The 14,997-nt window shown below is 64.2% G+C and carries 14 protein-coding genes; 2 read left to right on the forward strand and 12 right to left on the reverse strand.

Translation table 11 applies throughout. The features are described from left to right. Positions 1 to 7: 7 nt before the first annotated feature. Genes FCS99_RS02350 through FCS99_RS02390 form a run of 9 tightly spaced genes read right to left on the reverse strand, consistent with a single transcriptional unit; the run spans position 8 to position 7,760 of the window. Positions 8 to 1,249 (reverse strand): cysteine desulfurase, encoded by a 1,242-nt coding sequence (locus FCS99_RS02350; protein ID WP_138510140.1) that lies wholly within the window; start codon positions 1,247 to 1,249, stop codon positions 8 to 10. Beyond that, on the reverse strand, positions 1,246 to 2,268 hold the full coding sequence (gene sufD / locus FCS99_RS02355) for a Fe-S cluster assembly protein SufD (protein ID WP_138510141.1): 1,023 nt from the start codon (positions 2,266 to 2,268) through the stop codon (positions 1,246 to 1,248). Before sufD ends, FCS99_RS02350 begins: the two co-directional genes overlap by 4 nt. A 3-nt stretch (positions 2,269 to 2,271) precedes the next feature. Continuing rightward, positions 2,272 to 3,036 (reverse strand): Fe-S cluster assembly ATPase SufC, encoded by a 765-nt coding sequence (gene sufC / locus FCS99_RS02360; RefSeq protein ID WP_138510142.1) that lies wholly within the window; start codon positions 3,034 to 3,036, stop codon positions 2,272 to 2,274. Positions 3,037 to 3,049: 13 nt separating this feature from the next. Beyond that, complete coding sequence (locus tag FCS99_RS02365; protein WP_138510143.1) at positions 3,050 to 3,538, reverse strand: RidA family protein; 489 nt, start codon at positions 3,536 to 3,538, stop codon at positions 3,050 to 3,052. Then, complete coding sequence (locus FCS99_RS02370; RefSeq protein ID WP_138510144.1) at positions 3,538 to 4,032, reverse strand: cupin domain-containing protein; 495 nt, start codon at positions 4,030 to 4,032, stop codon at positions 3,538 to 3,540. The genes FCS99_RS02365 and FCS99_RS02370 overlap by 1 nt, the downstream gene beginning before the upstream one ends. After that, positions 4,029 to 4,637, reverse strand: a complete 609-nt coding sequence (locus FCS99_RS02375) for a hypothetical protein (RefSeq protein WP_138510145.1) — start codon at positions 4,635 to 4,637, stop codon at positions 4,029 to 4,031. The genes FCS99_RS02370 and FCS99_RS02375 overlap by 4 nt, the downstream gene beginning before the upstream one ends. Beyond that, positions 4,637 to 6,112: a Fe-S cluster assembly protein SufB gene (gene sufB / locus FCS99_RS02380; protein ID WP_138510146.1), complete on the reverse strand. Its 1,476-nt coding sequence runs from the start codon at positions 6,110 to 6,112 to the stop codon at positions 4,637 to 4,639. The genes FCS99_RS02375 and sufB overlap by 1 nt, the downstream gene beginning before the upstream one ends. Further along, a complete protein-coding gene (locus FCS99_RS02385; protein WP_138510147.1) occupies positions 6,112 to 7,278 on the reverse strand; it encodes a cysteine desulfurase family protein in 1,167 nt (388 codons plus the stop codon). The genes sufB and FCS99_RS02385 overlap by 1 nt, the downstream gene beginning before the upstream one ends. A 5-nt stretch (positions 7,279 to 7,283) precedes the next feature. Then, positions 7,284 to 7,760 carry an Rrf2 family transcriptional regulator gene (locus tag FCS99_RS02390; RefSeq protein WP_138510149.1) on the reverse strand — a complete coding sequence of 159 codons (477 nt, stop codon included), beginning with the start codon at positions 7,758 to 7,760 and terminating at the stop codon, positions 7,284 to 7,286. Between the two features lie 210 nt (positions 7,761 to 7,970). Here FCS99_RS02390 and FCS99_RS02395 point away from each other — a divergent pair, with 210 nt between their 5' ends. Next, complete coding sequence (locus tag FCS99_RS02395; protein WP_138510151.1) at positions 7,971 to 8,654, forward strand: alpha/beta hydrolase; 684 nt, start codon at positions 7,971 to 7,973, stop codon at positions 8,652 to 8,654. Positions 8,655 to 8,718: 64 nt separating this feature from the next. Here FCS99_RS02395 and FCS99_RS02400 read toward each other — a convergent pair whose 3' ends face one another. Both FCS99_RS02400 and FCS99_RS02405 read right to left on the reverse strand, forming a co-directional pair. Continuing rightward, positions 8,719 to 9,057: a helix-turn-helix domain-containing protein gene (locus FCS99_RS02400; RefSeq protein WP_138510153.1), complete on the reverse strand. Its 339-nt coding sequence runs from the start codon at positions 9,055 to 9,057 to the stop codon at positions 8,719 to 8,721. Beyond that, positions 9,057 to 10,172 carry an anhydro-N-acetylmuramic acid kinase gene (locus tag FCS99_RS02405; protein ID WP_138510155.1) on the reverse strand — a complete coding sequence of 372 codons (1,116 nt, stop codon included), beginning with the start codon at positions 10,170 to 10,172 and terminating at the stop codon, positions 9,057 to 9,059. The genes FCS99_RS02400 and FCS99_RS02405 overlap by 1 nt, the downstream gene beginning before the upstream one ends. A 62-nt stretch (positions 10,173 to 10,234) precedes the next feature. Between FCS99_RS02405 and tyrS the strand changes: the two genes are divergently transcribed. Then, a complete protein-coding gene (gene tyrS / locus FCS99_RS02410; protein WP_138510157.1) occupies positions 10,235 to 11,476 on the forward strand; it encodes a tyrosine--tRNA ligase in 1,242 nt (413 codons plus the stop codon). Here the strand turns inward: tyrS and FCS99_RS02415 are convergent, their stop codons facing one another. Beyond that, positions 11,477 to 14,938, reverse strand: a complete 3,462-nt coding sequence (locus tag FCS99_RS02415) for a DUF3971 domain-containing protein (RefSeq protein WP_138510159.1) — start codon at positions 14,936 to 14,938, stop codon at positions 11,477 to 11,479. Positions 14,939 to 14,997 lie beyond the last annotated feature (59 nt).

The raw sequence follows: 14,997 nt of genomic DNA on the forward strand, positions 1-14,997 counted from the left end.
TCACAGCCTAGATGAGAAAGCTTGCGGCCTTTTTCAATGCGTCGACAAACGCATCGGCCTCTTCAGGAGTGTTGTAGATGGCGAAACTTGCCCGCGCCGTCGCCGATACGCCCATGGCCCGCATCAGGGGCTGGGCGCAATGATGGCCGGCCCGCACGGCCACGCCATACTTGTCGAGCAGCTGGGCCAGGTCGTGCGGATGCGCGCCGTCCAGGGTGAAGGAAATGATGGCGCCCTTGTCCTGCGCCGTGCCGATCACCCGCAGACCCTCGATATCGGCCAAGCCGGCCATGGCCCGGTCCATCAGGGCGCGCTCATGCGCCATCACGGCAGCACGATCATGACGCTCCATCCAGCGGATGGCGGCACCCAGGCCGATCGCATCGGCAATCGCCGGCGTGCCGGCCTCGAACTTGTGCGGCAGATCGGCCCAGGTGACGTGGGTCTCATAGACATCGGCGATCATCTCGCCACCGCCCATATAGGGAGGCAGACGCTCCAGCCAGTCGCGCTTGGCGTAGAGCGCGCCGATGCCGGACGGGCCATAGAGCTTGTGACCGGTGAAGACGAAGAAGTCGCAATCAAGCGCCTGGACATCGACCGGCAGGTGGACGGCCGACTGGGAGCCATCGAGCAGAAGCGCGATGTTGCGATCATCGGCAATCTGCTTGATCCGCGTCACATTATTCACCGTGCCAAGCACGTTGGACATGTGGGTTATGGCGATCAGGCGGGTGCGCTCATTAACCAACTCTGCCAAGTGTTCATAGTCCAGCTCACCCCGCTCGGTGACCCGCACCCATTTGATGGCTAACCCCCTGCCCTCACTGGCCAAACGCCAGGGAACGATATTGGAGTGGTGCTCCATCTGGGAGAGGACGATCTCGTCACCCGGCTCGCACATTTGGCAGAAAGAGTGGGCAACAAGGTTAATCGCCTCGGTCGAGCCGCGCGTGAAAACGATCTCTTCGGTGGAGCCGGCATTGAGGAAACGCCGGACATCCTCGCGCGACTTCTCGAACTCTTCCGTCGTCTCATTGGCGAGCGTGTGGAGGCCGCGATGCACATTGGCGTAGGAGGCGCGATAGACACCGGCGACACTCTCGATCACGAATTCCGGCTTCTGCGCCGAGGCGGCATTGTCCAGATAGACGAGCGGATTGCCATTGATCTCGCGCTGCAGGATCGGGAATTCAGCGCGAATGGCCTCGACATTCAGCGCCGGGGATATGCTCGACTGTGCGGTCATGACAGGGCCTCCAGACGGGTGCGCAATTGCGCTTTCAGATCTTCGCGAAGCGTCTCGTCCGCGATGGCATCCAGCGGCTCGGCGAGGAAGCTCTCAATCAGCAGCGCCCGGGCGCGCGGCGCGGGAATGCCGCGCTGGCGCATGTAGAAGAGCGCGGTCTCGTCGAGCGCACCGAGCGCATTACCGTGGGCGCACTGGACATCATCGGCATAGATTTCCAGCTCGGGCTTGGCATCGATCTCGGCACGGTCATCCAGCATCATGGCCCGGTGCGTCATGCGCGCATCGGTCTGCTGGGCGGCCCGGTCAACAATGAACTTGCCCTGGAAGACGCCATGCCCCTTGGCCGCCGCAGCCCCCTTGACGAGCTGTTGGGTGACACCGCCGGGGCCGGTGTGATGGACCACGGTTGTCGTGTCGGCATGGCGGTCGCTATCGAGCAGATAGACGCCGCCCAGATCGACCAAAGCCCCCTCACCCGGATGCGTGACATGGGTCTCGATCCGGGACAGACGGCCACCGAAATCCAGCGAGCGCTGATGCAGGTGCGCGCCTTGGGCCAGGGTGATCTCTGCCGAGGAGATGAAAACGCCCGCGGCTTCGTCCGGAGCGATGATGATGCGGTCGAGACGCGCATTCTCTTCCAGCGTGATGGCGAGGTGCCAATTGCCCAGCGCCGCGGCTTCTGCGCTGTAGCGCTCGACCAGGGTCACGGAGGCGCCGGCCGGAATGACAAGGGACGCATCGGCCGCGCTGGCGCCAGTCGAGGCCGTCACGCCCAGCTCAATGTGAGCCCCATCGGTGACCGGCGTTTCGAGACCGGTGACCGTCATCCGGCCCGGCGCGGTCACATCATTAGCGGCCCGGCGCAGATCCGACCATTTCCAAAGCTCGTGACGGCGCGTCGGCAGGCCGTCGCGGCGGGTCGCCTCGCGCAGTTGGGCCTGCCAGCCCGTCGCGCCGTCGAGCGCGTCGATCAGGGCCAGTTCGGCCGGGGTATGGGTGAGTGTGGCCGTCATGGATCAGGCGGCCTCGCCCAGATATTTGTCATAGCCTTCGGCTTCCAGCTCCTTGGCGAGCTCGGGACCGCCGGATTTGACGATCTTGCCATTGGCCATGATGTGGACGACGTCCGGCGTGATGTGGTCGAGCAGGCGCTGATAGTGGGTGATGACCAGCATGCCGCGTTCCGGCGCCCGCAGGGCGTTGACGCCATCCGACACGGTCTTGAGCGCATCAATGTCGAGACCACTGTCAGTCTCGTCCAGGATCATGAATTTCGGTTCCAGGACCAGAGCCTGGAGGATTTCCATCCGCTTCTTCTCACCGCCGGAGAAGCCGACATTCACCGGACGTTTCAGCATGTCCATTGAGACGCCGAGCTGTTTGGCCTTCTCGCGGATCAGCTTCATGAATTCCGGGGCCGAGACTTCATCCTCGCCGCGCGCCGTGCGCTGGGCGTTGAGGGCTTCCTTGAGAAAGGTGATCGTTGGCACACCCGGGATTTCGACCGGATACTGGAAGGACAGGTAGAGACCGAGCGCGGCGCGCTCTTCCGGTTCCAGCTCGGACAAATCCTCACCCTCGAACGTCATGGAACCGCCCGTCACCTCATAGCCGTCCCGGCCTGTCAGTACATAGGACAGGGTCGACTTGCCGGACCCGTTGGGGCCCATGATGGCGTGGACTTCCCCGGCCGGCACGTCGAGCGAGAGGCCTTTCAGGATCGGCTTTTCCTCGCCGTCCTGGGTCTCGACCTGGCAGTGGAGGTTTTCGATGTTCAGCATGTCGATCGACCTGTCAGTTCGGGTTCAGCGGCGCATAGGCCACACATTCGATTTCAACGGCGGCGCCCAGCGCCAGGGCCGCAACGCCGGCCGTCGCCCGTGCCGGACGGTGATCGCCCAGGGCTGCGGCATAGGCCTCATTCATCGCCGGATAATCGGCCATGTCGGCGAGATAAATGGTGCAGGAAGCCAGATCGTCCAGCGTCGCGCCCACCAAGCCGAGCGAGGTCTCGATATTGGCCATGGTCTGCGTCGTCTGAGGTCCGGCACCGCCCGGCACCAGGTCTTCAGTGCCCGGGTAACGGCCGAGATGACCGGAGACAAAGAGCAGATCGCCCGCCCTCGCCACGGAAGAGAACGGTGCCCAGTCCGGCAGTCCGTCCACACGGTAGGTCTCGAGCGGCGGTGCATCGCGGTCGATACGGACATCGGCACTGTCGGCGACGAGGACACAGCCTGAGAGGCCAAGCGCCGCGAGTGGCGCCAGGATCAGGGTACGCATCAGACTTCCCCTTCCCAATAGTCCACCGGCTCGCCGAGATAGGCGCGATAACGGAAATTCGGCTCGTCGGCATCCGGGTCGGACCAGCGGATCGCGCCGATCTTGCCGCTGTCGGGATATTCCACGATGTCGACGGCGGGCATGGTCGAGAAGGCCAGGTATTTCAGATCGGTCGAGCCGGTATTGACCAGCTGGTGCGCGGTCTCCGGTCCACCGATCGGCGCCGACAGGACATGACCGGCGCGCACGGGATGGATCGTGTCACCGAAGCGGTACTCGCCCTCGCCTTCCAAAATGACGAAGGCTTCCTCGATATTGTGGTGGTTATGGCGCGGAAAGGCCTTTTTGCCCGGCGGAACCACGGTCAGCATGCAGCCCAGATCGCGCATGCCCGTGACCGGCCCGAGACGGGCGATCTTCGCGGCAAAGGTCTCGCCGTGGCTCATCTCTACCATCGGAAGATCATCGATATGCGTGACCGGAGGGCGTGTCATGGCGCTTTCAACTCCGTCTCGCACTGCGTTACGAGCGCTTCGGCGTCCAATCCGGAGTCAGCAAATCCGGCACCCGGCGTCAGCTCGCAAGACCCGTCGGACAATTCGGACACCAAGTCATAGACCGGCACCAGACCCGACGGCTGCAGTCGGTAAGTCTGTTGTATGGCCGAGGCTTGACCAAAGCGGGCCGTTGCAGCGATCAAATCCGTCTCCGCGTCGTATTCCAATCCCAGGCCGGACACATTACCGGCCAGCGCATACCTTTCCTCGGTCCACTGCCAGATGCTCCAGGTCAGGTTCGCCGCGCCCGCATCGGTCGGCACCACAAGCTCCGCTAAGCCATCCTGATTGATGTCACGAAACTCCGGCTGGAACCGATTCTGCCAGCGCTCGGTCGAAAAATTCTGCCGCGCCTCGCCCGAACTCGCATCGAGTACGGTCATGGTGATCTCGTTCGCCCCTTCATCGAAGCGCACCCAATTCCCGGCGTCGTCTGTGCGGACACAGGCCGTCGTGATCGGGTCATCGCACGGAACCCAGCCGTGCGGCGTGTTTGACTGCATCAAGCTGACGAGCGTCGCAGTGGCGAATAGGGCCAGCATTATCCCACACTCCCCTCAAGGCTCACCTTCAGCAGGGTCTGGGCTTCCACGGCAAATTCCATCGGGAGTTCCTGCAGGACATCCCGCACGAAACCATTGACCAGAAGTGCCGTGGCCGCCTCCTCGCTGAGGCCGCGCTGGCGGGCGTAGAAGAGCTGGTCTTCGGAGAGGCGCGTTGTGGTCGCCTCGTGTTCGAGGACGGATTTGGGCGTTTTGCACTCGATATAGGGCACGGTGTGGGCACCGCACTGATCGCCAATCAGCAGGCTGTCACACTGGGTGAAATTGCGCGAGCCCTCGGCCTTTGCGTGGATCGAGACCAGGCCGCGATAGGTCTGGTCGGAACGGCCGGCTGAAATGCCCTTGGAGATGATGCGGCTGGTCGAGCCCTTGCCCAGATGGATCATCTTGGTGCCGGTATCGGCCTGCTGACGGCCATTGGTCACCGCGATGGAGTAGAACTCGCCGCGCGAATTCTCGCCGCGCAGGACGCAGGATGGGTATTTCCAGGTGATGGCGGAGCCGGTCTCGACCTGGGTCCAGGAAATCTTGGAATTCTTGCCCCGGCAATCGCCACGCTTGGTCACGAAATTGTAGACGCCGCCCTTGCCGTTCTCGTCGCCGGGCCACCAGTTCTGGACGGTGGAATACTTGATCTCGGCATCATCCAGCGCGACCAGTTCCACAACGGCAGCGTGGAGCTGGTTCTCGTCGCGCATGGGCGCGGTGCAGCCTTCCAGATAGGAGACGTAGGCGCCCTTGTCGGCGATGATCAGGGTGCGCTCGAACTGGCCCGTGCCTTCGGCATTCATGCGGAAATAGGTGGAGAGCTCCATCGGGCAGCGCACGCCCGGCGGGACATAGACGAAGGAACCGTCGGAAAAGACCGCCGTGTTGAGCGTGGCGAAATAATTGTCCGAGGCCGGAACCACCGAGCCGAGATATTTCTTCACCAGTTCCGGATGATCGCGCAGGGCTTCGGAGATGGAGCAGAAGATGACGCCGGCTTTGGCCAGTTCCTTCTTGAAGGTGGTCGCCACGGAGACACTGTCGAAGACGGCATCGACGGCAACGCGGTTTTCCGACCCCTTCACGCCCAGCAGGACTTCCTGCTCCTTGAGCGGAATGCCCAGCTTGGCGAAGTCGGCGAGGATTTCCTCGGGGACATCATCGATCGAGTCATACTTCGCGCCGGCCTTGGGCTCGGCGTAATAGTGGATGTCCTGGAAATCGATCTTGGGATAATTGACCTTCGCCCAGTTGGGCTCCTCCATGGCGAAGAAGCGTTCCAGCGCCTCCAGACGCCACTGCGTCATCCAGTCCGGCTCACCCTTCTTGGCCGAAATGAAGCGCACGGTATCGGCGTTCAGACCCTTGGGAGCCAGATCCTGTTCGATATTCGTCGTGAAGCCGTACTTGTACTTGTCGGCCTCAAGATTCTTGACGTCTTCAATGGTTTGCTTGACCGCAGGCATCAGCTTACCGCCTTGAGAGTTTGAGTTTTCGAGGCCGGCCGGGCGCGCCGTACGGCCTCGATCCAGGCCGTTACGAAGGCGTCTGCCTCATCCGGTTGCGAATTCCAACCCAGGCTGACACGTGCAAAGCCCTGGGAGGCATCCTTTTCGAGCCCGACCGCATTGCCGATTTTCGACCCGTTGGCCTTGCCGGAGGAGCAGGCCGAACCGGCGGAAATCGAGAAACCCGCCAGATCCAGCGCCATGACCTGGGTCTCGCCCTTCCAGCCCGGACAGGCCAGACCGATCGTATTGGGCAGGCGCGGAGCGTCCTTGCCGATCAGGTGCAGGTCAGGCGCTGCTTCGAGCAGGCCGGCTTCCATCCGGTCGCGCAGCGACGCCAGGGCCGCGAAATCATCCAGAGAGGCGACGGCCTCTTCCAGGGCCAGGCCCAGTCCGGCAATGCCGGCGACATTGAGCGTGCCCGCGCGACGGTTCTTTTCCTGGCCGCCGCCATGCAGTTGGCGCACGAGCGGCGCGTCGCAAGACGCGATCAGGGCGCCCACACCCTGCGGACCGCCAAACTTGTGGGCCGAGATCGCCATGTAATCGGCGCCCAACCCGGCGAAATCGACCGGGATCTTTCCGGCGGCCTGTATGGCATCGACGATGGCCAGACCGTCATGCTCCTTCACCAGGCGCACCGCCTCGGCGACAGGCTGGATGGTGCCGATCTCGTTATTGACCAGCATCATCGCCAGGACGGGACGTCCGTGCGTGTCGCCATTCCAACCATCCAGCAAGGCCTCCAGCGCCTTGATGTCGGCGACACCGTCGGCGGTGACCGGAATATCCATCACGGGGAGGCCACTGGCCGCTGCGGTCGCCGCCACGGCTTCATGCTCGATTGCGGAATGCAGGATCGTGCCGGCCTGACCGGCCTGGATGGCGCTATGCAGCGCGAGATTGAGCGCTTCGGTGCCGCAACCGGTGAAGATCACGTCTTCAGGCCGCGCACACAGGGCCTTGCCGACCCGGCGGCGCGCGGTTTCCACCCGGCGCTGCGCCGCCTGCCCGTCCCCGTGAACGGAGGACGGATTGCCGGTTTCGCCCATGACCTCGGTCATCAGCTCGATCACGGACGGTCGCACCGCCGTGGTCGCGTTATGATCCAGATAGATCCGCATCTGTCCTATTCCGCTGCGTGCGTCTCCGCGCCGGCACTGCCCGGCTTGCGGTTCAGGGCACCGGTCGCGGCACCCAGGAGCCGGCGTTCCAGCACGTCTTCCAGCGTGATGGAGGAGAGGAAGAGATAAATGTGACGGCCCAGTTCATCCCACAGATCATGGGTGATGCAGCGGCGGCCATCGGCAAGACAACCCTTGGCCTGGGAACAGCGCGTGGCCCGCAGCGGCTCGTCAACGGCGACAATGATGTCGGAGACACGAATTTCGCCCGGTGCCCGGCTGAGCTGATAGCCCCCGCCCGGTCCGCGAATGGAGGACACGATGTCCGCCCGGCGCAGCTTGGCGAAAAGCTGTTCGAGATAGGACAGGGAAATCGATTGCCGCGACGCGATATCGCTCAGCGTCACGGGACCATCATCACAGGCATCGGCCAGATCGGCCATCGCCATCACTGCGTAGCGCCCTTTGGTGCTCAGCTTCATGCGAATACCTCCTTAAACGCTCGCATCTCGCGTGCCGATCATGCTAAGACCCGCCTTTCCGGAAGCGGGGGCATGCCTTTTCGAGGCGCTTGCGTCCAATATCCGAGTGGAACAGTCAAGAATATGGGGCGGGTCCTTCGCCAATGCAATGGCCCGGATGCCCTGTATTCGCAGCGAAATGACGGAACGACCGTAAAAAGGCGAGTTTGAATGCCCGACGTGATCATTCCCGGCCCGGCCGGCCGGCTCGAAGGACGCTATAGCCCGAGCGAAGATGAAACAGCCCCGATTGCGCTGATTCTCCATGCCCACCCGCTGGGTGGCGGCAATATGGAAAACCCGACCGTCGACATGATGTATGACGTGTTCCGCAAGCGCGGTTTCGCCACGCTGCGGTTCAATTTCCGCGGTGTCGGCCGCTCCCAGGGCAGCTATGACCAGGGCCAGGGTGAACTGGCGGATGCCGCCACCGTGCTGGACTGGGTGCAGGGCTACAACTCCGCCGCCCGCTTCTGCTGGGTTGCCGGACACTCCTTCGGGGCCTGGATCGGCATGCAGCTCCTGATGCGCCGTCCGGAAATCGCCGGCTTCATTTCTGTTGCCCCGCCGACCAACATGTATGACTTCACCTTCCTGGCCCCCTGCCCGGCTTCGGGCATCATCGTGCATGGCAGCGCCGACAAGATCGTCCCGGCGGACGATGTCGACCGCGTCATGTCCAAGGTGCGTGTCCAGAAAGGGATCGAGATCAAGACGGAAGTCGTGCCGGACGCCAACCACCTCTTCTCCGAGCATCTGGAGACGCTGGAAGGCCATATCCAGTCCTATCTGGATGAACGCCTGCCGCTGGTGGAAAAGGAGCGCTCCGAGCGCACGATCACCGGCAAGCGTTGAGCCACACCGGTTCTCGCAAAGGAACCGGACCCCGGCCCAAGCGGCCGGGGTTTTTCTTTGCCGGTCAGTCGCCCGGCGTCCACTCACCCGACTTGCCATAGCCCGGCGCATGCGTGGCAGGGCCGGACATCAGCTTGCTGCGCCGGACGGGTTTGACAGGGGCCGCGGCCGGATCCGGGATGAGCTCCGCCAGGCGATCCGGCAGTTCGAGGGCTTCCAGGATTTTCTGGAGATCTTCCAAAGAACCGCCGCGGCCTGTCTCGATCTGTTGCAGAACAACACGTGACAGACCGGCTTGGGCGGCCAGGACTTCCGGTCGCACGCCCCGAGCCCGGCGCCAGGCCGCAAGGCGCTCGCCCAGCACCTGCAAGGCCGGACCCTGTTTCGACGAGGTCGGCGCCATCAGGCGGGAACCTTCGGATCGGCCCGGCGTCCGCCACTGACGGGCGCGCTGACACCGGTGGTGGAGGGCAGGCTGGTCGGCAGGCCCTGCTCCACCCGGGCGGCCAGCCAGGCAAAGGCCTCCGCCTCGATGAGATCGCCGCGCCAACCCACGGTTTCCACCGGTTCGACGGGCTTGCCCATGGCGGTCTGAAGCATGGCCATGAGGGTGGGATTGTGGCGGCCTCCACCGGTCACCAGAACCCGTTCAGGATGGCCCAGTTTCCAGATGGCATCGGAGACCGTCTCGGCGGTGAAAGCGGTCAGGGTCGCCGCGCCGTCTTCCGGGCTGAGCCCCTTGACCGGATCGAGGCTGAAATCCCAGCGATCCAGGGATTTGGGCGGGTCCAAGCGGAAGAAGGGATGGTCGGTAAGTTGTCGCAGATGATCCGGCGACACCGTGCCCGCCGCAGCCAGCTTGCCGCCTTCATCATAGGATTGGCCGGTATGGATTTCGCACCAGGCGTCGATCAATCCATTGGCCGGACCGGTATCAAAAGCGATCGGGTCGGCATCACCGGACAACCAGGTCACATTCGCAACCCCACCCAGGTTCAACACGGCCAGGGGACCGATCAGGCTTTCGCGGGCGGCGAGTGCGGCATGATAGAGCGTCGCTAGCGGAGCGCCCTGCCCGCCCTTGGACACATCCTCGCTGCGGAAGTCAGAGATCACCGGAATCCCGGTCGCATCGGCCAGGGCCTGGCCATCCCCGATCTGGCAGGTCCGGCCCTCCCGGACCGATGTCGGGGCGCGGTGGAGGACCGTCTGGCCATGAAAGCCGACCAGGTCGATCTGATCCGGCGACAGGCCGGTCGCGTCGAGCAATTTGGTGACGAGTTCGGCATGACGGGCGGTCAGCACGGCTTCGGCGGCGGAAAAGTCCGGCGCCTCACCGGAAAACCCCCAGTCCAGGGCCGCTTCGACCGCAGCTTGCAGCACGGCGCGGTCTTGCGCCGTATAGGCGACCGTCTCGCCCGGCCCGAAACGGATTTCCGCCATCCCGTCGGTCTCGATCAGGACGGCATCGATCCCGTCCAGGGACGTGCCGCTCATCAGCCCGATTACGCGTTTCATGCGAAGACCCTCTTTTCACTGCGCGACGCTCGACCTAGAAGCGACCTATCAGGAGAGCATTCATGAGCGAATACAAGTCCCGGCTGGTGCGCGATCTGGTGGATCGTGGCTACCTCAATCAGGCTACCGATATCGACGGCCTCGACAAGGCAGCGACCGAAGGCGTGGTTACCGCCTATATCGGATTCGATGCCACGGCTTCGAGCCTGCATGTCGGTTCGCTCGTGCAGATCATGATGCTGCGCCGGATCCAGCAGGCCGGTCACAAGCCGATCATCCTGATGGGCGGCGGCACGACCAAGATCGGCGACCCGTCCGGCAAGGACAAGACACGCTCCATGCTGGATGATGCGGCCATCGAGGCCAACATCCAGGGCATTCTGAAACCCTTCCGCCCGCTGGTCTCCATCGGCGAAGGCGAGACGGATGCCGTCGTCGTCAATAATGACGAATGGCTGTCCGAGTTCGGCTATCTGGAATTCCTGCGCAAATTCGGCCCGCACTTCACCATCAACCGGATGATGACCTTCGACTCGGTGAAGCTGCGCCTGGAACGCGAACAGCCACTGACCTTCCTGGAATTCAACTACATGCTCTTGCAGGCGGTGGATTTCCTGGAGCTGAACCGGCGTTATGGCTGCACGCTGCAGCTGGGCGGCGGCGACCAGTGGGGCAATATCGTCAATGGGGTCGAACTGTGCCGCCGTGTCGACCAGGCCGAGGTCTTCGGCTTCACCACACCGCTGATCACGACGGCGTCCGGCGCCAAGATGGGCAAGACGGCGGATGGTGCGGTCTGGCTCAATGCCGACATGCGCAGCCCATACGAGTACTGGCAGTTCTGGCGCAATACCGAGGATGCCGATGTCGGCCGCTTCCTGCGCCTCTTCACCGATGTGCCGCTGGACGAGATCGCCCGGCTGGAAGCACTGGAAGGTGCCGCCATCAATGACGCCAAGGTGCGGCTGGCGAATGAAGCCACCACCCTGCTGCACGGCGCCGATGCCGCGCGCGAGGCCGAGGCCACGGCCCAGGCCACTTTCGCGGCTGGTGGTGCCGGCGATGCGCTGCCGACGGTCAGCTTCAAGGCCGATGGTGAAACGACGATCACGACCCTGTTCGTGGAGAGCGGCCTGGCCGCCTCGAACGGGGAAGTGCGCCGCCACATCAAGGCGGGCGCGGCCAAGGTCAATGACAAACCGCTGACCGATCCCTTCCTGCCGGCGACGGACGACCTGCTCGTGGATGGCGCGATCAAACTGTCCATCGGCAAGAAGCGTCACGCCCTTGCCAAGCCGGCCTGATCAGGTCTCTTCGTCGGGTTCCGGTGTGTCCGGCTGGGCCTCAAGCTCGGCCGGATCATCTTGCGGCGTCTCCGCGTCAGCCTCGCCCTGTTCGGCCCGTTCGCGGGCCGCACGCTCGGCCGCCGTGCCTTCGAAAATTCGGCGCAGTACGCCCGGGGCGAAGACGGCGAGCGGATTGGCAAACACGGTCAGGCTGTCGAACGGCCCCTCCACGGAATAGGTGATGCCGAATACGCCCTCGCCCGGACGTGACACCAGGATATCGCCGATCACCGGCACATCCGCAAACAGGGAATTGACCACATAGGAAGGGGCGAGATTGCCGTCGATGGCGGCGGTCTCCGCGCCGAAATCGACCGTGCCGGCCGCCGTGACGCCGAGGGAATTCCCGGCCGCCCGCGCCTCGCCGATCGTCAGCAGCCCGTCTTCATAAAGGATATCCGCCTCGACCTGTTCGAAGGATATCCCTTCCCCGTTCAGAAGCGCCGCCAAGCCCTGGAAGGACCCGGCCGCCAGGATCCGCGCCAGAACCGGCACCTGGATCAAGGTGAGATCCTCGATCTCGACCCGAGCCGTCAGCGGGCCTTCCGTCCCCAGGGGCGGCGCCGAACCGAGCACGGCCAGCCGGCCACCCATGGCATAATCTTCCCAGCCGAAGATCGAGGCGATCCGTTCCACCGATTGCGCCCGCACGCGAAACTCCCGGGCCCCACCCGGCTCGCTGGCCCCGAAGAAGGCCTGGAAGGGACCGTCGATGGCGCTGCCGGAGATGGATACGGCGCGAACACCGGCCGCCTCGGAGCGCCAGATCAGCGAGAAATTGTCGAGCACGCTGCGCTCGGACAGGATGACCCGGCCGACATCCAGATCGATGGCCATGGGAATGCCGCTTCCGCCCTCGCCGAAGGAGGTGAGCTGGGCCACGAAATCGCTGACATCGACATAGCGGCCGGACACCTGCAATTGCAGCGCATCCTCCGGATTGGCCGGGATCGCCAGCTCGCCCTCCACATCGGCCAGACCTTCCAGCACGAACTGGTCGAAGGCGATCCGCTCGGGACGTCCCTGCGGGGACAGGTCGGCAACGGCGCTGAGCTCCAGCCCCGGCGCCTGCAGGGCGATCCGGTCGAGCAGATAGCGGCCATCCTCATCCGTGGTGAGCGTGATATCGGCAGATCCGGCCTCGCCCACCGGTTTCGACCAGACATTGCCCGGCAGTTCCAGCAGGGCCTCGGTCAGGTCGGCGTGCAGATCGACGGCGCGAAAATCGAGTCCATCGGACAGGGCCGAGGCCGTGACCTGGACCGGACCGTCGAACCAGCGCCGCACCGGTATGTTCATCGCATCCAGCGTCCGGGCGCTGACATTCGCCTCCAGCTCGATCTGTGTGGAGGCTTCCCCCTCGGGCAGGCCGAAGGCCTCCTGCCAGCGGACCGACACCGGCGTGTCCATCATTTCCGCCGTGCCACGGGCTTCCAGCCCGGCCTGGCTGGCGGATATCTCGACCGAGCCACCGGTCAGCGAAAGCGGCATGCCCGGCACTGCCAGGCTGGCATTCTCGATGGCGCCATCGACGAAGAAGGGAATGTCTTCGGGCGGGACATCGGTCAGCATGGCGCGGCGGATTTCGAACCGCATCTCGCCCTCACCGCCCACCGTGGCAGGGTCCAGCCCGTAATTGGAGACCAGATAGAGCGGTTCCTCATCGATCAGGGCGAGAATGTCCGAAGCACGGCCCTGCGCCACGCCGCCATAACGCGCCACGGCCCCTTTCGGATTGAGACGCGGGATATCCACGAAACCTTCGGTCAGTCGGATATCGCCGATCCGTCCCTGCTCCAGTGCCACCTCGAAGGCATTGCCGCGCAGGACGGCGCTGCCATCAGCGTCTTCCAGGGGCGACATGGTCGAGATGTAGAGGACCGAGGCGTTCTCGAAATCGAAGCTGAGCGTCATGCGCTCATTGTCCATGTATTCGCGCTCGATATCCTCGGGCAGCAGGTCCAGGTCGAAATGGGCATTGTAGAAGCGTCCGCCCAGAATGCGCTCGGCAACCCATTCGCGGGCGCTGTCGGCCAGTTCCACCGGCCAATAGGCCAGCACCGTCTGCGGCGCGACATCCCCCTCGATGGGACCCGTCAGCCGCAGATGCGGCAGCCAGCGCCCGTCCGGACGCTGTTCCAGCCGGGTAGAACCACTGAGCACGGCCCGGATACCAGACGTGTCGACCTGGAGGCGGGTCAGGTCAGCCGCGAACTCGTCCAGACGCAGCTCACCTTCCGCGACCAGGGCGTCCCATTGCGGATTGACCTCGAAAACCGGTCCGACATCGACAAAGCCGGGCCCGATCTCCAGACGGAAACGCCCCTGCGTCGGCAAGGCCCCGACATACCCGCCCAGATCCGTCACTTCGCCGCTCAGGCTGACCTCGACGAGATCGGACTCGACCCGGCCTTCATGCACGGTCAGCACCGAGTGGACCGGATCAAAACTGGCGGCCAGCCGGGCGCCCCGCATGTCGGTGGCTTCGCCGCCATTGAGCAGGACACCCTCGCCGACATCCAGCGTGATCGATCCTGTCCGGATACCGGTGGTCCGGGTTGCGTCCATCACGATATCCAGGGCGACCGGAGCATCCAGGGCGCGCAAGGGTGACAACGGGCCATTGGCCGGCAGGACACCGGCAGGCGACACATCCTCCACCCGGGCTGACAGGAGCAGGCTCTCCAGATCCGCGCCGGCTTCCAGCCGCACATCGACCGGGGCAAAGCCGGACGGGGTCGCCATGTTGCCGGCAATGTCGAGCTGCAGCCGGTTCTCGTCGCGCTCGAATTCGACCCCGGCCTCGTCGATCAGCCAGGCGATGCCGATCTGTTCGTCGACGATATGAACCGTGGCATTGCGGATCTGGATCCGGCGCAACCGGCCCAGCCGGTTGGTCGCCGCCTGCGGCTCTTCGAGTATCTGGAACAGGCTGGCACTGTCATCACCGCCGCGGTCCGGCAGGCGCGCCTCTGCCGCAACCCGGGCAACACTGCCCAGTCCGGCTCCGACGGCCCCGTCCGGCCGGCGCACGATCGACAGGGAACCGCCGTCGACTTCAAAGGAGACCGGCTCCATGCGACCGAGCAGAAGGGCTTCGGCCGCCAGGCCGGCTTCGATCCGGGGGGCGCGGGTGATGACATCCCCCTGGGCGTCTGCGACAGCGACATCCAGGGCCGTGATAACGAGCGCCCGGCTTTGCGTGTCGAAGCGCGCTTGCAGCGTTCCCAGGGCGACCACTTCACCCTCGAAGGCCTGGGCCAGCATGCGCTGGGCATCCTCGCGCAGGAATTCCAGTTCCACCGGCCCGCTGGACAGGCGCCAGAGGATGGCGCCCACGCCGAAGATCGCCAGGGCGAGCAGGACGGCGACCGCTTCGAGCAGATAGATGAGGCTCAGGCGGAGGGACTTTCTCAGCATTCGGCCGTCCCAACCGCAGCGTCCGCACTGGACGCCACGCTCTGAAAACGCATGTTACA

The organism is Maricaulis alexandrii (assembly GCF_005871165.1).
Lineage (GTDB): Bacteria > Pseudomonadota > Alphaproteobacteria > Caulobacterales > Maricaulaceae > Maricaulis > Maricaulis alexandrii.